General features: G+C 63.4%; 18 protein-coding genes. 11 read left to right on the top strand and 7 right to left on the bottom strand.

The window, feature by feature from the left end; translation table 11 throughout:
* Positions 1-166: 166 nt before the first annotated feature.
* Positions 167-1,057 (top strand): LysR family transcriptional regulator, encoded by an 891-nt coding sequence (locus tag NKH41_RS10210; RefSeq protein WP_352767758.1) that lies wholly within the window; start codon positions 167-169, stop codon positions 1,055-1,057.
* Here NKH41_RS10210 and NKH41_RS10205 read toward each other — a convergent pair.
* The gene (locus NKH41_RS10205; RefSeq protein ID WP_352767760.1) at positions 1,047-2,891 is read right to left on the bottom strand and encodes an aminopeptidase P family protein; all 1,845 of its coding nucleotides are present in this window, start codon (positions 2,889-2,891) and stop codon (positions 1,047-1,049) included. The two genes, NKH41_RS10210 and NKH41_RS10205, sit on opposite strands and share 11 nt — an antisense overlap.
* A gap of 200 nt (positions 2,892-3,091) precedes the next feature.
* Between NKH41_RS10205 and NKH41_RS10200 the strand changes: the two genes are divergently transcribed.
* The gene (locus NKH41_RS10200; protein WP_352450114.1) at positions 3,092-3,271 is read left to right on the top strand and encodes a hypothetical protein; all 180 of its coding nucleotides are present in this window, start codon (positions 3,092-3,094) and stop codon (positions 3,269-3,271) included.
* 39 nt (positions 3,272-3,310) lie between these two features.
* Here NKH41_RS10200 and NKH41_RS10195 read toward each other — a convergent pair whose 3' ends face one another.
* Positions 3,311-4,183, bottom strand: a complete 873-nt coding sequence (locus NKH41_RS10195; protein WP_352767762.1) for a 50S ribosomal protein L11 methyltransferase — start codon at positions 4,181-4,183, stop codon at positions 3,311-3,313.
* An 11-nt stretch (positions 4,184-4,194) separates the two neighbouring features.
* Entirely contained in the window at positions 4,195-4,773 is a 579-nt protein-coding gene (locus NKH41_RS10190; protein WP_352450110.1) for an SCO family protein, read from the bottom strand.
* Between the two features lie 205 nt (positions 4,774-4,978).
* On the opposite strand from NKH41_RS10190, the gene NKH41_RS10185 reads away from it, so the two are divergent.
* The 3 genes from NKH41_RS10185 to NKH41_RS10175 all read left to right on the top strand — a co-directional run bounded on the left by NKH41_RS10185 (position 4,979) and on the right by NKH41_RS10175 (position 6,806).
* Positions 4,979-5,467 (top strand): CreA family protein, encoded by a 489-nt coding sequence (locus NKH41_RS10185; RefSeq protein WP_254818969.1) that lies wholly within the window; start codon positions 4,979-4,981, stop codon positions 5,465-5,467.
* A 96-nt stretch (positions 5,468-5,563) separates the two neighbouring features.
* Positions 5,564-6,205: a DapH/DapD/GlmU-related protein gene (locus NKH41_RS10180; RefSeq protein WP_352767764.1), complete on the top strand. Its 642-nt coding sequence runs from the start codon at positions 5,564-5,566 to the stop codon at positions 6,203-6,205.
* Between the two features lie 169 nt (positions 6,206-6,374).
* Positions 6,375-6,806 carry a low affinity iron permease family protein gene (locus NKH41_RS10175; RefSeq protein ID WP_031211766.1) on the top strand — a complete coding sequence of 144 codons (432 nt, stop codon included), beginning with the start codon at positions 6,375-6,377 and terminating at the stop codon, positions 6,804-6,806.
* Between the two features lie 69 nt (positions 6,807-6,875).
* Here NKH41_RS10175 and NKH41_RS10170 read toward each other — a convergent pair whose 3' ends face one another.
* Positions 6,876-7,748 carry an SDR family NAD(P)-dependent oxidoreductase gene (locus tag NKH41_RS10170; protein ID WP_352767765.1) on the bottom strand — a complete coding sequence of 291 codons (873 nt, stop codon included), beginning with the start codon at positions 7,746-7,748 and terminating at the stop codon, positions 6,876-6,878.
* A 128-nt stretch (positions 7,749-7,876) separates the two neighbouring features.
* Between NKH41_RS10170 and NKH41_RS10165 the strand changes: the two genes are divergently transcribed.
* On the top strand, positions 7,877-8,158 hold the full coding sequence (locus NKH41_RS10165; RefSeq protein ID WP_023676741.1) for a hypothetical protein: 282 nt from the start codon (positions 7,877-7,879) through the stop codon (positions 8,156-8,158).
* Positions 8,159-8,165: 7 nt separating this feature from the next.
* Here the strand turns inward: NKH41_RS10165 and NKH41_RS10160 are convergent, their stop codons facing one another.
* Positions 8,166-8,741: a TMEM175 family protein gene (locus tag NKH41_RS10160; RefSeq protein ID WP_023676740.1), complete on the bottom strand. Its 576-nt coding sequence runs from the start codon at positions 8,739-8,741 to the stop codon at positions 8,166-8,168.
* 156 nt (positions 8,742-8,897) lie between these two features.
* Here NKH41_RS10160 and NKH41_RS10155 point away from each other — a divergent pair, with 156 nt between their 5' ends.
* Complete coding sequence (locus tag NKH41_RS10155; protein ID WP_352778734.1) at positions 8,898-10,106, top strand: MFS transporter; 1,209 nt, start codon at positions 8,898-8,900, stop codon at positions 10,104-10,106.
* Between the two features lie 9 nt (positions 10,107-10,115).
* Here the strand turns inward: NKH41_RS10155 and NKH41_RS10150 are convergent, their stop codons facing one another.
* The gene (locus tag NKH41_RS10150) at positions 10,116-11,588 is read right to left on the bottom strand and encodes an MATE family efflux transporter (RefSeq protein WP_352767769.1); all 1,473 of its coding nucleotides are present in this window, start codon (positions 11,586-11,588) and stop codon (positions 10,116-10,118) included.
* A gap of 191 nt (positions 11,589-11,779) precedes the next feature.
* Here NKH41_RS10150 and NKH41_RS10145 point away from each other — a divergent pair, with 191 nt between their 5' ends.
* Entirely contained in the window at positions 11,780-12,565 is a 786-nt protein-coding gene (locus tag NKH41_RS10145; protein WP_352501044.1) for a L,D-transpeptidase, read from the top strand.
* 146 nt (positions 12,566-12,711) lie between these two features.
* On the opposite strand, the gene NKH41_RS10140 is transcribed toward NKH41_RS10145, so the two are convergent.
* Entirely contained in the window at positions 12,712-14,190 is a 1,479-nt protein-coding gene (locus NKH41_RS10140; RefSeq protein WP_352614300.1) for an esterase-like activity of phytase family protein, read from the bottom strand.
* A gap of 248 nt (positions 14,191-14,438) precedes the next feature.
* On the opposite strand from NKH41_RS10140, the gene NKH41_RS10135 reads away from it, so the two are divergent.
* From NKH41_RS10135 to NKH41_RS10125, 3 genes are read left to right on the top strand one after another with little or no spacing between them, the layout of a single operon-like run.
* Positions 14,439-15,428: a TIM barrel protein gene (locus tag NKH41_RS10135; protein WP_352614301.1), complete on the top strand. Its 990-nt coding sequence runs from the start codon at positions 14,439-14,441 to the stop codon at positions 15,426-15,428.
* Between the two features lie 41 nt (positions 15,429-15,469).
* Positions 15,470-16,528, top strand: a complete 1,059-nt coding sequence (locus NKH41_RS10130; RefSeq protein WP_352614302.1) for a sugar ABC transporter substrate-binding protein — start codon at positions 15,470-15,472, stop codon at positions 16,526-16,528.
* Positions 16,529-16,584: 56 nt separating this feature from the next.
* Positions 16,585-18,111: a sugar ABC transporter ATP-binding protein gene (locus NKH41_RS10125; protein ID WP_352767771.1), complete on the top strand. Its 1,527-nt coding sequence runs from the start codon at positions 16,585-16,587 to the stop codon at positions 18,109-18,111.
* Positions 18,112-18,126 lie beyond the last annotated feature (15 nt).

Here is an 18,126-nt window from a genome sequence, read left to right as displayed (position 1 = left end):
GGCGTCAATGCGCTTAGATCGGTCGGCTGGATGCCGAAGGGCTCACGCGACATTTCCATCTCCCCTGGTTTGCCGTGTTGATCGGCAGCTACACCGGCGATTTACGGGAAAGGCATAATCAGTTAAAATGAATAATTAAGATCGTTATGTTCTCCAGGAGAGATGTATGGATTTGGCCGATCTGCGCATCTTCCGCACGGTGGTGCGCGAGGGCGGAATCACCAGGGCGGCGGAAAAACTGTTTCGCGTGCAGTCGAACGTGACCACACGCATCCGGCAGCTCGAGGAGGATCTCGGCGTGCAGCTGTTTATCCGGGAGGGCAAGCGCCTGCACGTATCGCCGGCCGGTCACAGATTGGTCGGCTATGCGGATCGGCTGCTGGCGCTTGCGGAGGAGGCGCGAACGGCGATGCTCGATCCACGCCCGCGCGGCACTCTTCGCCTAGGTGCCATGGAGAGCACCGCCGCGGCACGGCTTCCAAGTCTGCTCGCCGAATACCATGCACGGCATCCCGAAGTGGAAATCCAGTTGCGCACCGGCAATCCGCAGGTTCTCGCGACCGCCATGCTTGCCGGCGAACTCGATGCAGCCTTCGCCGCCGAGCCGATCGCTGACGTTCCGTTCGAAAAGCTGCCGGCATTCCACGAACAGCTGGTCATTGTCTCGGCGGCATCGCGCGTTTCGGTCGAAGACCACCTGGACATGCCCAAAACCATGATAGCCTTCGAGCACGGCTGCCCGCACCGCAAGCGGCTGGAACAATGGTACGCGCGTAGAGGGTTCATGGCCGAGAAAACCATCGAGCTTGGTTCATACCATGCCATCCTTGGTTGCGTGGTGGCTGGCATGGGCATAGCGCTGATGCCGAAAAGCGTGCTTTCGGGTTTTCCGGAAAGCCGCTGGCTAAAGCTGCACGAACTGCCCGCTGACGAAGACAATGCCGTCACGGTGTTGTTCTGGCGCAAGGGAGCCGGTTCTCCCAACGTCACCGCTTTGCAGGCACTGCTTGCGGAGCAAAGCCTGTCAACCGGCGTTGCCGCCGCGGCTATTGCTTGAAGTCGTGCGGCAGCGGCGCGGTTGCCTTTTCCAGCCAGGCCAGCGTTTCGCCGTCGAGCATCGGTCCGATCTCGGCCAGTACGCGCGCATGGTATTCGTCAAGCCAATGCAACTCGTCGCGGGTTAAAAGGTCCGATCGGACCAGCCGCTTGTCGATCGGCGCCAGCGTCAGAGTCTCGAAGCCGTGCATGGCGATGTCGCCGCCCTCGATTGCCTCGGCCGGTGTCACCAGAATCAAGTTCTCGATGCGGATGCCGTAGGAACCTTCCTTGTAATAGCCGGGCTCGTTGGAGACGATCATGCCGGCCAGCAGCTTTTCGGTGCCGGTCTTGGCGATACGCTGCGGGCCCTCGTGCACGGCAAGATAGGAGCCGACACCGTGCCCGGTGCCATGGGCGAAATCGCAGCCGTGTCTCCATAGCGCCAGGCGCGCCACTGCATCGATTTCGGAGCCGCGCGTGCCCTGGGGGAAGCGCAGCATGGAGATGCCGATCATGCCTTTCAGCACCAGCGTGAAGCGCTCGCGCATCTCCTCGGTTGGCGCGCCAATCGGAACCGTGCGGGTGATGTCGGTGGTGCCGTCCTGGTACTGCCCGCCGGAATCGAGCAGGAACAGCTCGCCATCCCCCAGCTTGCGATTGGTGGCGCGGGAGACGCGGTAGTGCATGATGGCGCCGTTAGGACCAGCGCCGGAGATGGTATCGAACGATACGTCGCGCAGCGGCATCTGCGTTTCTTCGCCGGTCTGACGGCGCGTCTCCTCAAGCCTGGTGACAACGGCGATTTCGTCGAGCGTGCCGGGCTTCTGGCGGTCGAGCCAGCACAGCAGCTTGGCGACCGCGGCGCCGTCGCGGCGATGTGCGGCGCGTGCGCCGGTGATCTCAGCTTTGTTCTTTGTTGCGCGTGGAATGCGGGCCGGATCGGGCACGGCAATGACGGTGCCGCCATTATCCTCGACCAGCATCCTGAGCTTGTCCGCCGCTAGAACCGGGTCCAGCGCGATTTTTGCGCCGCCCTTGGCCCGGGTGACGATTGCCGTTTCGAATTCACCTGGGTCGTGCAATTCGGCGAGCTGCGTCAGGTAGGCCGCGACGGTGCGCGAAAACTTGCGCTGATCCATGAAAAGCAGATGCGAGCCGTCGGCGGCGAGCACGGCAAAGCCGAGCGCCAGCGGTGTGTGCGGTACGTCGCCGCCACGGATGTCGAACGCCCAGGCAATGGAGGAGGGGTCGGTCAGCACGGCATGGGTGGCGCCGTCCTTCTCGATGGCCGCTGCCAGCCGCACCAGCTTGTCCTTGGCCAGTTCGCCGGCAAAGCCGATCGGGTGGATCTCGACCGGCGCCAGTGGCGGCCCGGGCTGGTCCTGCCAGATGGCGTCGATTGGATTTTGTTCGAGCGGCTCCAAAGTCGCGCCGGACTTCTCGGCCGAGGCCTTCAGCGCCTTGACGTCACTGATCGTATGGAGCCACGGATCGAAGCCCAACCGCACGCCCTTGCCGAGATTATCCTTGATCCAGTTGGCCGGCGGGTTGTCGACAAGGCTCTCGATCGAAAAGATGTCGAGGTCGACCTCCTGGCGCACCTGCAGCGTGTAGCGCCCGTCGACAAACATGACGGCGCGCTCGCCAAGCACAATGGCGACGCCGGCCGAGCCGCTGAAGCCGGTCAGCCATTTCAGCCGTGCCGAGCGGTCGGCGACATATTCGCCCTGGTGCTCGTCGGCACGGGGCACGATGAAGCCATCCAGCCCGTTCGCCGCCAACCATTGGCGCAGCATTGCCACGCGCGGCTTGCCAACGGCCGGATCGCCGGCGGAATCGAAGGTCTGGAACATGTCGGCTCTCCTCGAATGCTGGCGCGACCGTAGCGCATGACTTCGAAAATCGGAATCGATTTTCGGACCGATCATTCCCGGTTGCTGCGTGTCTCTTTGCGCATGGACGCCATGCAGAATCGACGATTTCAAAAAGCGTCAGCGGAGCTTACCTTCTTAATGTGGAGGAAAAGTCCTGTTGCCCTGCAAAGGAGACCGTCATGTCCACGATTTCACCTAGACGCGGATTTTTCAAAAACGCTGTGAAAGCGCTGATCGAAGCTCGCCAGCGCGAAGCGAGCCGGTATGTAAGCGGCGTTCTGCTTGGCTTTGACGACGAAACGCTGAAAGCTCACGGCTACGATCGCGAACAGCTGAAGAAAGCGGCGAACTCGCGCTAAGTCCGAGCGGATTCCGGCTTGCGTTGAAGGCGTCGCGCCTCAGCGCTTGAGGTGAATCGTCACCCAGCCCTCGCGGTGCAAGGTGCGGACGTGCCGGAATTTCTGGCCGACATAGGCCGCGATTACCGCATCGCGCTGGCGCTCGAGGATGCCCGACAAAACAATCGAGCCACCGAGCGCGATATGCTCCGCCATTTGCGGCGCCAGGCGCATCAGCGGCCGCGCCAATATGTTGGCGACGATCAAGTCGAAGGGCGCGCGCGCGGCAAAGATCGGGTGGTGGAATCCGGGCGCCGTCACTGTTTCGACGAGCCCCTTGACGTGGTTCAGCCGCGCATTGGCGGCGGCCACCTTGACGGCGACCGGGTCGATGTCGGTCGCCAGCACCGGTATATGCGCGAGCCTGGCCACTGCGATCGCGAGCACCGCGCTGCCGGTGCCAAGGTCGAGCGCGTTGCGCGGATGCTCGCGCCGTACGACCTGCTCCAGCATTTCGAGGCAGCCGGCGGTGGTGCCGTGATGGCCGGTGCCGAAAGCAAGGCCGGCCTCGATCTCTATGGCGATTTCGCCGCTGTGGCGCTTCCTGCGGTCATGCGCGCCATGGACGAAGAAGCGCCCGGCCCGCACCGGCTTCAATCCCTCCAGCGAGCGCGCCACCCAGTCGATGTCGGGCAGCGTTTCGCGCGCTATAGGCTTCGACAGCGACAGTCCGGCAAGTACATCCCTGAGCCGCGCCTCGACCGCATCGACGTCGTCGCCGGCATAGAGCGATACTTCGTGGATGTCGCGGTCCTCGTCGACCTCGAGCACCGCAATCGGCAGGCCCTCATCGTCGAACGCCGCACCGAGCGCCGCGAAGATGCGATCAGCCTCGATCTTGCCCGCGGTGAAATACAAACGCGTCTGCGTCATTACCGGATGTGTCAACCTTCCGCCGCCAGCCGTTTGAGCTTGGCGATGGCGGCGTCCGGGCTTTCGCCATAGGCAATAGTGCCGGCGAAATCGCCCTTGGCATTGAGCAGCAGCACCGAAGCGGTGTGGTCCATCGTGTAGTCGCCGTCGTTCGTGTCGACTTTCTTCCAGTAGATGCCGAAGGACTTGGCCATGGCGTGGACCTTATCCGGATCGCCTGATATGCCGAGGATGCGATCGGAGAAATTGCTGACATAGGTGTTCATGATTTCCGGCGTATCGCGCTCCGGGTCGACCGTAACGAAATAGGCACGCAGGTTCTTGCCGTCGTCGCCCATCGTCTTCAGCCAGCCGGCCAACTCGAAAAGCGTGGTCGGGCAGACTTCCGGACAATGCGTGAAGCCGAAGAAGACGACGCTGGGGTGGCCGCGAAACGCGGCTTCGGTGACCGGCGCGCCCTTCTGGTCGACCAGCGTGAACGGTGCTCCGAACGGCTCGCCGCCATAATGTCCGCGGTACCAGTCGAAGGTGAGCCAGCCGATGCCAGCGGCCATCAGGACGAGAATACCGACCAGAATTGAACGCATCATCAGTGAAGTCCGTCGTTATTTCCATCGGGCGCCGGGTTGGCGCCGTGAAGGCCCTGGCTTGGCGAACACTCTTAGCGGTTCGGTCGCGCCGACGCAAAGATGTCGCGTTGCCGCAACCGGCAATCCTGTGGGAGGCGATCTGCTTGCAAAGCGCTGCCGTTCGTCCCACCTGAGGTCGGCAAAATTCGAACCGCAGGAGGCCTCTTTGCGAAAACTGATTGGCGGCGCGTTAGCCGCATGCCTGGTCATTGGCGCCGGCGCGGCCGCCGCCGAGGAAGTCGGCAAGGTCGGCGTCGATTGGCTAGGCAATGATATCATCGTCGAGGCGATCAAGGATCCGAAGGTCGAGGGCGTGACCTGCCACGTCTCCTATTTCGACCGTGGCATGATCGACCGCCTGCAGAAAGGCAACTGGTTCGAGGACCCGTCCGATTCCTCGATCTCCTGCCGCCAGACCGGGCCGATCACCATTGGCGACATCGACATGAGCGAGGCCGGCGAGGAGGTGTTCAAGCAAGGCATCAGCCTGATCTGGAAAAAGCAGGTGGTGAACCGCATCTACGACAAGGCCAACGAGACGCTGATCTACCTGTCGCATTCGCGCCAGGTGCAGGATGGCTCGGCAAAAATGTCGGTCACCACCGTGCCGCTCTACGGCCAGAACGTAGTGTGGACCAGCGGCAAGCCGAAATAGAGACTGAAGGTGCTACGGGGTCCTTGGCGCGTCCAAGCGGATGCGCGGCGCTGCACTCGGCTTGCGAGACTTTGCGCGCGGGCGTAAAGCGCCCGCATGGACCGTCCCGAACACCTTGTCCTGAAAGATCCCGAGCCGCGCATCCACCCGACGGCGGAGCTGAAGGCGTGCAAGCTTGGACGCTATGCGTCGATCGGCGAGCGCGTCATCTTACGTGAAGTCATGGTTGGCGACTTCTCCTACTTCGAGCGCCACGCCGAGGCGATCTATACGACGATCGGCAAATTCTGCTCGATCGCCGCCAACAGCCGCATCAATGCGCTGGAGCATCCGGTCGAGCGGCTGACGCAGCACAAAATCAGCTATCGGCCCAACGAGTACTTCCGCTGGCTGGGTGTCGATCAGGCATTCCGCGACCGGCGGCGGGCGAGAGCCGTCAGCATCGGCCATGATGTCTGGATCGGCCATGGCGCCGTGATCATGCCTGGCATAGTGATCGGCAACGGCGCGATCGTCGGTGCCAATGCGGTGGTGACGCGAGACCTGCCGGCCTATGCAATCGTCGCCGGCGTTCCGGCCAGGCCATTGCGGCAGCGCTTCAGCGCGGGAACTGCGGCCCGGATCGAACGTCTTGCCTGGTGGGACTGGCCGCTCGAGAAACTGGCCAGGGCAGTCCCCGACATGCAGGCCTTGCCCATCGAGGCTTTCCTCGACCGCTGGGAAAACGGCGCCGCCTGAGTTCGGGCGTATCTGCAAGCGGTCCGACGGCCTGCGCGATCTGCTCCTCCAACAATGTACCCGCGACCTTCCGCCACGAGGGAACCAGGAGCGGCTGCCAACTGTTTCTGCAGACACAATGAACTCGGCTTCCGTCCGGGTTCGTCGCCCGGCTGTTGAGGGAGTTTGAATGATTGAGAAGCTTTTCACCAGGATCGCCAACAACGTCGCCCATTTTGCCGGCCTGCCGCCGACGTTTGCCGTCTGTTTCCTGATCATCGTCGTCTGGGCGGCAAGCGGGCCGATGTTCGGCTTTTCGGACACCTGGCAGCTCGTCATCAACACCGGCACGACGGTCGTCACCTTCCTGATGGTGTTTCTCATCCAGAACACCCAGAACCGCGATGGCGCTGCGATCCAGGCGAAGCTCGACGAATTGATCCGGGTCAGCACAGCCCAGAACACCTTCATCGGTATCGAACACCTGACTGAGACCGAAGTCGAAGAGATCCGCAAGAAATGCGAACAGGCAGCGAAGCGGCATGATCAGAAGCTTGCCGAGTTGGCAGCCGAGAAAGCCATGGCGAAGAAGCGGAACACGAAGAAGCATGCGGCGGCGTGATATAAAGGTCTGGCGCATACCTGCGAAGATCGGATCCGATTCGTTGCTACGGTGATCTTCGGTTCGGGATCATGCGCTGCGTGTCATGAATGCCGCGAAAGCATCCTTGTAGTCCGGGTGCCAGCGCGACAGGGCAGGGCGGTTCTCGATGAGGTCGCCAATCGCCCAGGCCATGCGCTTTTCGTCCATGGACCGGGTCGCCTCGTTATCGGGGCACAGGATGTAGAAATCGCCACGCAGCAGCGAGGCCAGCATGAAGTCGATGACCCGCTCGCCGGTCCAGGCGCCGGCCGGCTTTTCGGTCGCACCTTCGGTCAGGCCGGTAAAAGTGAACCCGGGGATAAGCAGATGCGCCGCGACACTGGCGCGCGGCTCGTTGCGCAGCGCGTGTGCAAGGCCCTCGGTATAGGTCTTCACGCCAGCCTTGGAGACGTTGTAGGCGAGGTTGCCGGGCGGCGTGGTAATGCCTTGCTTGGAGCCGGTGTTGACGATCAGGCCCGGCTTTCCCGCCGCCAGCATGCGTGGCGCGAACGCCTCTACGCCATGCACGACACCCCAGAAATTGATGTCCAGCAGTCGCTTCCAGGCGTCACGGTTCTCCCACGGCTTGCCGGGGTTGTTGCCGACGCCGGCATTGTTCATCAGCAGCGACACGTCGCCGAAAGTGCCGGATGTCCTTTCGGCGAGGCGGTCGAGCTCGTCGGCCTTCGAGACATCGGTGGCGACGGCAAGTACGGCGCTGTCGCCGGCGATGGCGGCGACGGCGCGTCGGGCCTCATCGAGGCGTGCGCCGCCGATATCGGCCAGCACGATCTTCATGCCCATCGCCGCCAGCCGTTTGGCCGCGGCGAGGCCGATGCCGCTGGCCGCGCCGGTGATGACGGCGACATTACCGGAGGCAAGTGCGGGCAGGGCGGTCTGGATCTCGGCGTCGGTGGTCATGATTTTCTCCTGTTCTGGCCGTGGCGAACTTAGCGCGGAAAGAGGCTCGCGCAAGCCGGTGCGGCTTCTTCGGGTTGACCGCGTCGGCGGGCGCTGCGCATGCTGATATCGAAAAAGGAGACTGACGATTGACCGACTGGATCGAGATCCTGAAAGAACAGACCGCCACCGGCGACCAGATGAGCCGCGAGGTGCCACAAATGCTCGCCAATCCCGACATCAGCGAAGCGCAAGTTATGACGCTGTTTTCGGCGCTCGAAAAACAGGCGGAATTCGTTGAAAAGCTGCGCATGGCGCTGGAAAAATTCGGCCATGATTTTTCAGTGATCAAGGCGGCCGAGCGGCTGGAGGAGCGCTACGCCGACCTTGCCGCTTCGGTAGCGGAAAAGCTGAAAGCAATGCGAGGCTAGAAGGGGCCTATTTCTCGATCAGCCGCTCGAAGCGCCTGTCCGGCACGAACCAGATCATCGCCACCAGGACATAGATCGAGACACCGATCCAGTGATTGACGAAGGTCAGCGCGATGGCGGAAAGATAGAGGACCAGCGAGATCTTTCCCTTGAGGTCATTGCCCAACGCCCTGGCGAAGAGAGTCTCATTGCCGTGCAGTCGATGCAGGGCCATGGTGAGGATGTTAAAGCCGATGGCGCAGAGCGCCAGGTCGACGCCATAGACGGCAACCGGCACCGGCGCGAAATGGTTCTCACCCATGAAGGCTGTCGTCGCCGGCATCAGCGATAGCCAGAACAGCAGGTTGAGGTTCGCCCACAGCACGCGGCCGTCGACCCGCTGCACGGTATGGAACATGTTGTGCAAATTGTTCCAGTAGATGCCGACATTGATGAAGGACAGCACATAGCTGAGGAAGATCGGCCAGAGTGGTGCCAGCGCGGAAAAATCCTCGCCATGCGGCACCTTCAATTCCAGCACCATGATGGTGATGATGATGGCGACCACGCCATCGGTGAATGCCTCGACTCGTCCCTTGCCCATGAATCTCCCCTGACAATCCGCTGAAGTTAAAAGAGGATCTCGCTCAGCGCCATCGGCAAAGCTGCCAAACTTGTCAGGAGCAAGCCGGGGAGGGGGAACGGCTGACGCGAAAAAGGCGTTAGGATGTCAGATTCCGAACAGCAAAAGGTCGAAAAAATGACAGCTCACGCTCAAGTCATGACGCGCGATCACGAACTCGGCGGCCGCGCTGCAGCGGCCGCCGTGGCCGCCATGATTGCGGCTCTTTTCGCCGGCAGCACGGCGCTGACGCCGCTTTACATCATCTACAAGCAGCTCTTCGGCTTCTCGCAGATCACTTTGACGCTGGTCTACGCCGTCTATGTCATCGGCAATCTGGCAGCGCTTCTGATGTTGGGGCGTGTGTCCGATGTCATCGGGCGCCGTCCAATGGCATTGGCCGGGATGGCGGTGGCCGTGGTCAGCGCGGTGGTTTTCCTGTTCGCCGAAAATGTCGCATGGCTCGACATCGCCCGAATTCTGAGCGGACTGGGAATCGGCGTCGGCGCGGGCACCGGCACCGCCTGGCTCGCCGAATTGCTCCCGACCGACGACAAGTCACAGGCGGCGACGATTGCCACCAGCACCAATTTTCTCGGCCTCGGCCTCGGTGCGCTGGGAGCCGGGTTGCTCGCCGAATACGCGCCTTGGCCGCTCAGGCTGACATTCGTCGTCTACCTGGCGATGCTCGCGACTGTAACCCTGCTGGTCTGGCGCACGCGGGAAACCGTTTCGCGGCCGGGGAAACTGGCTGACGTTTCGATGCGGCCGCGCCTTTCCGTGCCCGATGCCATCCGCGCAAATTTCGTTGCGCCGGCGGTGACCGGCTTTGGCGCAATGGCGCTGGTCGGCTTTTATGCAGCACTCGCACCGAGCATTTTGGCGCAGCAACTGCAGGTAACCAACCATGCCGAAGCCGGCGCTCTGTTCTTTGAATTGGCGATCGTGACGGCCGCCACCATTGTAGCGACGGCACGTCTTTCGAGCCGAGCCGCGATGTTCGCGGCGCTTGCGCTGATGATCCCAACCGTCGCGCTGATTGTTGCGGCGCAGGTCTTCGCCTCGATGACCATAATGATTGCCGGCACCGCCTTGTGCGGCGTGGCGGCAGCGCTCGGCTATCGCGGCGGCTTGCAAGTGGTGAACGAGATCGCGCCGGCGGACCGGCGCGCCGAAGTCGTCTCGGCCTTCTTCATCTGCTGTTTTTGCGGCAACGCGCTGCCGGTCATCGGCATCGGCGTTCTGTCGACGGTGGCAGGTGCGACCGCGGCAAGCCTGGCCTTTGCCGGCATGATTGTCGTCTTTTCCCTGGTCGCTCTCGGGTTTGGCGCGAAATACGCGCGCTGAGCCGACCTTTCAGCCGTTCGGTGTCTCGGGCGAAAGGTGCGCGCGCTGGCGCGGTACGCCGAGGCCGGTATCCGGCGGTTCGCCGGCAGCCGGCCGGCTCTCGATCATGTGCAGGCTGCGCCAGCGGCCGAAGCGATAATAGGCCGCGGCCAGCACGAGCGAGGTTACAGAGCCAGCCGGAAAGCTCCACCACAGAGCTTCCTCGCCGATCACGCTTCGGAAGAAATAGGCGAAGCTGGTGCGCACCAGCAGCACCGAGATCACCAGGATGATCAGCGGCGGCATCACCGCGCCGGTGGCACGCACGGTGGCGAAGAGCACGATGGTGATGCCGAACAGGATGAAGGACCACGACGCGATCTTGTTAATGTGAGTGGCGATGTCGATTGCTGCACTGTCGCTGCCAAGGAAGAGGCTGAGCACCGCGCGATCGAATACGAACAGCAGCGCGACGAGCATCCCGGTGAGCACAAGGTTGAAGCCGACGCCGGAGGTGGCGATGCGTCCAATCCGGTCCCAGCGCCTGGCGCCGACATTTTGCGCCGCCATGGACGACACCGCGGCGCCGATGGCGAGCGCCGGCATCTGGATATAGGTCCAGAGCTGTGCGGCTATGCCGTAGGCAGCCGCGACCTGCGAGCCGTACGAGTTGACCATGCCCATCACCGTCAGCGCCGCGGCCGAAACGACGATCATCTGCAGGCCCATCGGCACGCCCTTGAAGACGACGATGCGCAGCAGCGCCGGGTCCGGCCGCAGCAGAGCGAGATTAGCGCCGGCCAGCCGCAGCGGGTGCTTGCGCGCATAAAGCACGATCAGGATGGCAACCACGCTTACCGTCTGGCCGATCAGCGTCGAGGTGGCCGAGCCGGCGATGCCGAGTTCGGGGAACGGGCCGATGCCGAGGATGAGCAACGGGTTCAAAACGACGTCGAGCATGACGGCCAGCGCCATAAAAAGGAAAGGCGTGCGCGAATCGCCGGCGCCGCGCAGCACCGTCATGACGAAGGACAGCAGGTTCATCATCGGCACGGCGAGGAAGATGATGCGCAGATAGGAGCGCGCCAGCGGCAACGCGTCGGCCGGCGTGCCGAGCGCATCGAGGATCGCATCGACCCAGATCCAGCCGCAGACCGCGAACACCACCGAGACGAGGAAGAAGAAGGTGGCGCTGGTTCCGACGATGCGCCGGGCTTCGGGCAGGTCACGAGCGCCGACGGATTGTGCGACCAGGATGGTCGCCGCCATGCCGATGCCGAAGACGGTGCCGAGGATGAGAAACAGCACGAGGTTGGCATTGGACGTGGCGGTCAGCGCCGCTTCACCGAGGAAACGGCCGACCCACACGGCATTTATCGAGCCGTTGAGCGACTGCAGCACATTGGAGCCGAGCACCGGCAGGGCAAACAGCAACAGGGTGCGCGGGATAGGCCCACTGGTGAGGTCGCCGGTCTGCCGGCGCGGGGGCATGTTGTCGTCCATGGCAGGCAACTCGGCGAAGGCTTGTCTGAGTCCGCAATGATTGCCGATTTAACGGGAGAGGTCGATGCGGCGCTGTAAATTCCGCCTGGCGTGCCTTGATCTAAGCATTTCTCAACCTTCCGGAATCGTATATTGATCCCGCACGCGTGGGGCCGCATTTTCCTGGATCTCATGGGTAGGCCGGGGGGCTCATGTCCGATATTCCGTTGTTTTTTGAGCGCCTGAACCGGCGCGCCTTTCTTGGTGCATCCGCTCTGGGCGCGGCCTCCGTGGCTCTTTCGTCGTGCACTACGACGGACGTGGCGGCGCCGGTGCCCGCGGCACCAAGCGATCCGGCTTTCGGCGATGCCGCAAGCATGTATGCCGCGCGCATGGACGAGGGCTATCAACTGCCGGCAATCCCGGTAGCCAAGGTCGATCCGAAATTCGTGCGTCAAATCGTGGCCGACCCGACTGGAGAAAAACCCGGCACGATCGTCGTCGATACTTCCGAGCACTTCCTCTATCTGGTGCGCGACGGCGGCAAGGCAATTCGCTATGGCGTCAGCCTCGGCAAGGCCGGTTTCGGATGGACCGGCAGCGCCGTGGTACAGGCGAGGAAGAAGTGGCCGGTCTGGACGCCGCCGCCGGAAATGATCCAACGCCGGCCGGAACTGGCGAAATACAAGGACGGCATGCCGCCCGGCCCGCAGAGCCCGCTTGGTGCCCGCGCGCTGTATCTCTTCCGTGACGGCAAGGACACGATGTATAGGCTGCACGGCACGCCGGAGTGGGATTCCATTGGGAAGAACGCTTCCTCCGGCTGTGTGCGCTTCATGAATCAGGACATAATCGACCTCTACAGCCGCGTCGACGGCGTCGCGCCGGTCTTCGTGCGCCCGAACCTGTCGGCCGCCGGGAAGATCGCCGCCGTGTCGAACAGGACGGCCGAGCCGATCGATGCCGGCGTGCCAAAGGACGCGGAGATGTTGAGGTAAGTGCCTTCGACTGGATCGTCAGTCGCAGGTTTTGCAACGCACCAGGACACCGTCCTTGCGCGGGCGAGCCGCAACTGAAGGGCACGACCGCTCAATCGCGCCAGCTCAGGCGGACGCGTTCCGCGCGTCCGCCTGTATGGGTGCCGCTACTTCTTGGCGAGGCCTGGGAGCGTGACCTGATAGACCAGGAACATGGTGTCGACATCGGCGCCATCCTCGGCCTTGTAGGCCGCGCCTACCTGGAAGCCGTCCTGCGTGAGGAAGTCATTGTCATTGGCGACGAACAGGAAATAGTCGTCGGGCAGTGTCGGATCGAGGACGCTCACCACCGACATCGCCTCCCACTTCTCCGAAAGGTTGTTGCGGTCGTTGGGCGCGCCATTGTGCAGCCCGAAGCGGCCGAGCTCGGTCTTGTCGTTGATGTCAATGAGCGGCGTCAGCTTGGCCGGCGTCACCGATGGATCGAGCTCACCCTTGGGCGCCAGCGGCTTGTCCTTGTCGAATTCTGTGCCGGCGACATCGGTTGCCGCAGACAGATCGACGACGCTGATCTCGCGGTGGAGCGAGGTGTCGCCCTTCAGCCCCTGGCCATTGCCGCTGTCGCGCGCCAGCATCAGGAAGGTCTTGTCCGACAGCGCCACGATTTCGCTCTGCGCGGCGATCTTGGTTTTGCCCTTGGCATCGGTGAACACCGGCAGCGGCACGACATATTCATGCGCGAGCTTGAGCTGGCCGGGATCCGAGGCATCGTAGACCAGCGCGCGCGTGTTCTGACGCGTCGAGGCGGAATCGCCGCCATCCTGCCTTGGGGCCGACTGCAGCACGGCAATCAGGAACTTCCCGTCCGGCGTCAGCGCCATGCCTTCGAGGCCCTGGTTGTTCTGACGGCCGGTTTCGGGATCCTTCGGATCCGGGTCTGCCGCGCCAAGTCCCGGATTGTTGGAAGCAAAGTTTGGCGTCCCGTGACGCATCGGGACAAGCGCCGCCGGCGGCTGCGTTGCCGACATCAGACGCCCATCGGCGGAGAAGCGGTAGATGTTCGGACCGTATTCGTCCGAGATGAACATCGTGCCGTCGGGCAGCCGTGCGATCGCTTCGTTATCGAGCGCGAGCTTGCCGTTGGCTTCGGGCAGGATCGGCATGTCGTCGGTCGCGGCACGCACGCCGTTGAGCGGATCGAGGCCGGTTGCGTCGGCGCCCTTGTCGTCGGTCAAAAGCATGGTGTCGGCAAGCGTCGCCTTGAGGCCCGATTGTTCCTGGCCGGTGGCCGGCACTGCACCCGGCGCGATCGGCGCGAACTCGAGGGCGATCGTGTTGAGGCGCGGGCGGTAATCGGTGGTACCGACGACATTGTAGCCGCGGTCCGGCAACAGCCATAACGAGCCCTTATAGCCATCGGCGCCATGTGTCCAGCCGGCAGCGTCGATCGACATGCCCGAGCCGGAGCCAAACGTCTCGCCGAACTTGTCCTTCTGGCTGGCCGGGATGCGGCCGACACCGACCAGGCCCTTGTTGACGAAGCCGACGCCGCCGACGGTCGCGGCGTTTTCTGCCAAGGCCGGGGTCAAGGCGGTGAACATCGCCAGCGCGACGGCGAGGGACGCGGTTCGGAGCAGGTTTTTCATGGATATCCTCTTTTGAGACAAAGCTGCCGGGATCTGAAAAAGCGCCGCGTGGCATCGAGGATGCCGCGAAAGCCTTCGGAGAAGCGATCTAGGACGCGAACATGATACTTGCGTGACAGTGCCGCGCTTGCTTGTCCCCCGTGGTCGCAACTGGCCTGGGTATGGCGAATTCGTCGTCGCCGAGCGAGCAATTAACAACTTTACAAATAATCGTTCTAATGTAAAGTTATGACAATGGAAGGTCCCCGATGACTGCCTATCGTTTCGCCACCCGCCTCAATTCCTTTGCCTCGCGGCCACAGTCCGAGTGGCCCGATCTTGTCGGCAAACCGTCCATGCTGCAAATGGCGGCACGTGCGGCGAAGGTTGCGGAGTTGACCGATCTCGACCTCAACTTCCCCGACCATGTCGATGAAAAGCCTCCGGAAATAGCGCGCAAACTCGGCGATATCGGGCTTTCCATCAATGGTTTCGCCATGCGCTACTATTCCAATCCGGCTTTCAAGCTCGGCGCCTTCACCAACCCGGATCCTGCCATTCGCCGCGAAGCCATCGACCTGACCAAGGCCGGCATCGACGCCACCCGCGAGGCGGGCGCCAGCCTGATGACCTTGTGGCTCGGGCAGGATGGCTTCGACTATGCCTTCCAGGTGGACTACGCAGCGCTCTGGCAACACGAAATCGATGGCATTCGTGAAGTTGCGGCGCATGATCCGGGCTGCCAAATCAGCCTTGAATACAAACCCAACGAGCCGCGCTCCTACAGCCTGATGCCAGATGCGGCGACTACATTGCTGGCGATCCGCGAGATCGGCCTGCCCAATCTCGGCGTGACGCTCGATTTCGCCCATGTGCTCTATGCCGACGAGCAGCCGGCCTTTGCCGCAGCACTCGTGGCGCGCCATAGCAAGCTGCTCGGCGTGCATCTCAACGACGGCTACGCCAAGCGCGACGACGGCCTGATGGTCGGCGCCGTGCACACGCTGCAAACGATCGAGCTGCTCAGGCAGATCCGTCGAGACGGCTATGCCGGCGCCATCTACTTCGACACGTTTCCCGATATGACCGGGCTCGACCCGATCCACGAATGCGAAGTCAACATCGCGACCGTCAAGCGCATGCTGCGCGTCGTCGATCGGCTGGACGGGGACAACCGCCTGTCAGCCGCCGTCGGCCGTCAGGACGCGGTCGCGTCGCAGGCCATCATCCAGGAAGCCATGCTCGGGCCGGACAGCTGAGGCCGGCGGCATAGACCGTTTTTCAACAAGGGAGGAAGATCATGAAATTTCTACTTGCCATCGCTGCCGCTGCCCTGATGGCGCTGTCCATCGACTCGGCTTTTTCCGCGGACCTCGCGCCGCTCAATTCCGACACCGAGAAGGATCGCATCGACTGGTCGCAGCTCGAGGCCAAGTTCGGGGCGTTCCCCAAGCTGCCCGAGGGTACCAAGGCGGGTGCGGTCTCCAAGACGCTGACCAATGAATACTGGCGCTCGCTGGGAGAGGGCTACAAGTCGTTCGGCGACCGCACCGGCGTGCCCGTCGTCTACCAGGCAGCGCAGAGCGAGGGCGACCAGCTCGGCCAGCTCACCATCGCCGAAGGCCTGGTCACACAGGGCTACAACGTGCTGCTCGTCTCGCCGCAGACCGACTCCAACCTGCAGCCGATCATGGAACAGGCCAAGGCGGCCAACGTGCCGGTGGTCAACGTCAACGACGCGGTCATCCCGCAGGCCGAGCATTATGTCGGTAATGTCCAGCGCGACAACGGCGTGCGCGTCGCCAAATGGTTCATCAAGAACCGGCCGGACGGCGGCAAGGTCGCCATCGTCGAAGGCCAGGCCGGCGTCTACGCCGCCGTCCAGCGCACCGACGGTTTCAAGACAACGATCACCGAGGCCGGCAAGTTCGACGTCGTCGCCAGCGTCCCCGGTAACTGGGATCGCCAGACCTCCTACGACGCGGCCACCAACATCCTGCAGCAGCACCCCGACCTGATCGGCTTCTATGCCAACAATGACGGCATGGCGCTGGGCATCGTCGAGGCGGTCAAGGCTGCCGGGCTGCAGGACAAGGTTGCGGTCTTCGGCACCGACGGCATCTCCGACGCCTATGCCTCGATCCGCGCCGGCGAGCTGACCGGCACCGTCGATTCGTTCCCGGTGCTGACCGGCGAGGTGGCGCTGGAATCGGCGCTGCGGCTGGTGGCCGGGCAGAAGCTGCCGCGCGTCGTTGCCACGCCGCAGGCGCTGATCACCAAGGACAATGCCGACCGTTACTCCGGCGGCGGCGATGCCGTGCGCAAGGCGCTGCTCGAGGACGCGGCAGCGGGCCAGTAGAGCAGGGCCGGCAGGTGCCGGCCTTGGGTCGGCACCTTGCCTGGAGAACCGAAGCAATGTCAGCGCGGCTGCAATTCGAGGGCATTTCCAAAGAGTTTCCGGCTGTGCGGGCGCTGAGCGAAGTGTCGTTTTCGGTCGGCGCCGGCGAGATCCATGGCCTGCTCGGTGAAAACGGCGCCGGCAAATCGACGCTGCTGCGCATACTGTCAGGCGTCTACCGACCGACGGCGGGAAGCGTGCTGATCGACGGCAAGCCGGTGACGCTGAACAATCCGGTCGCCGCACGCGCCGCGGGCGTGGCGATGATCCATCAGGAATTACAGCAGGTGCCACGCCTCAGCGTCGCCCAGAACATGTTTCTCGGCCATCCGTTGACGCGCGGCGGCGTCTTCGTCGCACGGCGCGAGCAGGAGAGCCGCGCTGCGGAAGCGCTGGCCGCCATCGACCCGACCATCGATCCGGCAGCCCCGCTTGGCAGCCTGAAGGTGGCGCAGCGGCAGATCGTCGAGATCGCCCGGGCGCTGCTCGACCGCGCCAGGATCGTGGCGATGGACGAGCCGACGTCGAGCCTCACGCCGAGCGAGTTCGAACGGCTGGCGGAAGTCATTGCCGGTCTGGCACGCGACGGTGTCGCCGTCGTCTATGTCTCGCACAAGCTGGACGAGGTGTTCGGCATCTGCCAGCGCGCCACTGTCATGCGCGACGGCGTTGTGGTCGAAACCGTCGATCTCGCGCAGGTGTCGGAAAAGGCCGTCGTTTCGATGATGGTCGGCCGCGAGCTTGCCCAGGAACAACACCGCTCGCATGCTTCCCCCGAAATCAGGCTGAGCGTGCGTGGCCTCGCCTCGGTAACCAAGGTCCGTGACGTTTCGTTCGACCTGCATCGCGGCGAGGTGTTGGGCATTGCCGGACTGGTCGGCTCCGGCCGCACCGAGCTGCTGCGGCTGCTGGCCGGCGCCGACCGGGCCTCATCAGGCGCAATAGAGATCGACGGCAAGGCGGTAAAGCTTTCCAGTCCGCGCGACGCGATCGCGGCCGGCATCGGCCTGGTGCCGGAGGAGCGCAAGCGCGAAGGCATCGTGCCGTTGCGGTCGATCTCCAGCAACATGGCGCTGGCCTCGATGGGCGTGTTCGCGCCGCGCGGCCTCATCGACCACCGCCGGCTGAAGCGCGTCGCAGCCGAGAAGATGAAGCGAGTCAATCTCAGGCCGTTCCTGCTCGACCGGCCAATTCGGCTGTTCAGCGGCGGCAACCAGCAGAAAGCGATCATCGGCCGCTGGCTGGCGGCGGGAACGCGGATCCTTCTGTTCGACGAGCCGACGCGCGGCATCGATGTCGGCGCCAAGGCGGAGATCTACCACCTGATCGAGGAACTCGCCGCCGAAGGCCATTCGGTTATCGTCGTGTCGTCCGAGTTGCCTGAGGTGATCCGGCTCGCCGACCGCGTGCTGGTCATGCGCGACGGCACGGTCGCCGCCGAACTGGGCCGCGCAAGTCTCAGCGAACACGCGATCGCCGCGCACGCCATACCCCAAACGGAGATTGAGGCCGGCAAGGCGCAAGGCCATCGGGCCGGTGCATAACGGACAGGACCAGCG

It is taken from the genome of Mesorhizobium sp. M1169, from assembly GCF_040318345.1.
GTDB lineage: Bacteria > Pseudomonadota > Alphaproteobacteria > Rhizobiales > Rhizobiaceae > Mesorhizobium.
The sequence above is the reverse complement of the archived record's forward strand: the minus strand, read 5'-3'. Positions and strand labels throughout refer to the sequence as shown.

What these genes read in the sequence shown, in the direction of transcription:
- NKH41_RS10210 (WP_352767758.1), top strand. Translation starts at nt 167, where the DNA reads ATGGATTTGGCCGATCTGCGCATCTTCCGCACGGTGGTGCGCGAGGGC.
- NKH41_RS10205 (WP_352767760.1), bottom strand. Translation starts at nt 2,891, where the DNA reads ATGTTCCAGACCTTCGATTCCGCCGGCGATCCGGCCGTTGGCAAGCCG.
- NKH41_RS10200 (WP_352450114.1), top strand. Translation starts at nt 3,092, where the DNA reads ATGTCCACGATTTCACCTAGACGCGGATTTTTCAAAAACGCTGTGAAA.
- NKH41_RS10195 (WP_352767762.1), bottom strand. Translation starts at nt 4,183, where the DNA reads ATGACGCAGACGCGTTTGTATTTCACCGCGGGCAAGATCGAGGCTGAT.
- NKH41_RS10190 (WP_352450110.1), bottom strand. Translation starts at nt 4,773, where the DNA reads ATGATGCGTTCAATTCTGGTCGGTATTCTCGTCCTGATGGCCGCTGGC.
- NKH41_RS10180 (WP_352767764.1), top strand. Translation starts at nt 5,564, where the DNA reads ATGGACCGTCCCGAACACCTTGTCCTGAAAGATCCCGAGCCGCGCATC.
- NKH41_RS10175 (WP_031211766.1), top strand. Translation starts at nt 6,375, where the DNA reads ATGATTGAGAAGCTTTTCACCAGGATCGCCAACAACGTCGCCCATTTT.
- NKH41_RS10170 (WP_352767765.1), bottom strand. Translation starts at nt 7,748, where the DNA reads ATGACCACCGACGCCGAGATCCAGACCGCCCTGCCCGCACTTGCCTCC.
- NKH41_RS10160 (WP_023676740.1), bottom strand. Translation starts at nt 8,741, where the DNA reads ATGGGCAAGGGACGAGTCGAGGCATTCACCGATGGCGTGGTCGCCATC.
- NKH41_RS10155 (WP_352778734.1), top strand. Translation starts at nt 8,898, where the DNA reads ATGACAGCTCACGCTCAAGTCATGACGCGCGATCACGAACTCGGCGGC.
- NKH41_RS10150 (WP_352767769.1), bottom strand. Translation starts at nt 11,588, where the DNA reads ATGGACGACAACATGCCCCCGCGCCGGCAGACCGGCGACCTCACCAGT.
- NKH41_RS10145 (WP_352501044.1), top strand. Translation starts at nt 11,780, where the DNA reads ATGTCCGATATTCCGTTGTTTTTTGAGCGCCTGAACCGGCGCGCCTTT.
- NKH41_RS10140 (WP_352614300.1), bottom strand. Translation starts at nt 14,190, where the DNA reads ATGAAAAACCTGCTCCGAACCGCGTCCCTCGCCGTCGCGCTGGCGATG.
- NKH41_RS10135 (WP_352614301.1), top strand. Translation starts at nt 14,439, where the DNA reads ATGACTGCCTATCGTTTCGCCACCCGCCTCAATTCCTTTGCCTCGCGG.
- NKH41_RS10130 (WP_352614302.1), top strand. Translation starts at nt 15,470, where the DNA reads ATGAAATTTCTACTTGCCATCGCTGCCGCTGCCCTGATGGCGCTGTCC.
- NKH41_RS10125 (WP_352767771.1), top strand. Translation starts at nt 16,585, where the DNA reads ATGTCAGCGCGGCTGCAATTCGAGGGCATTTCCAAAGAGTTTCCGGCT.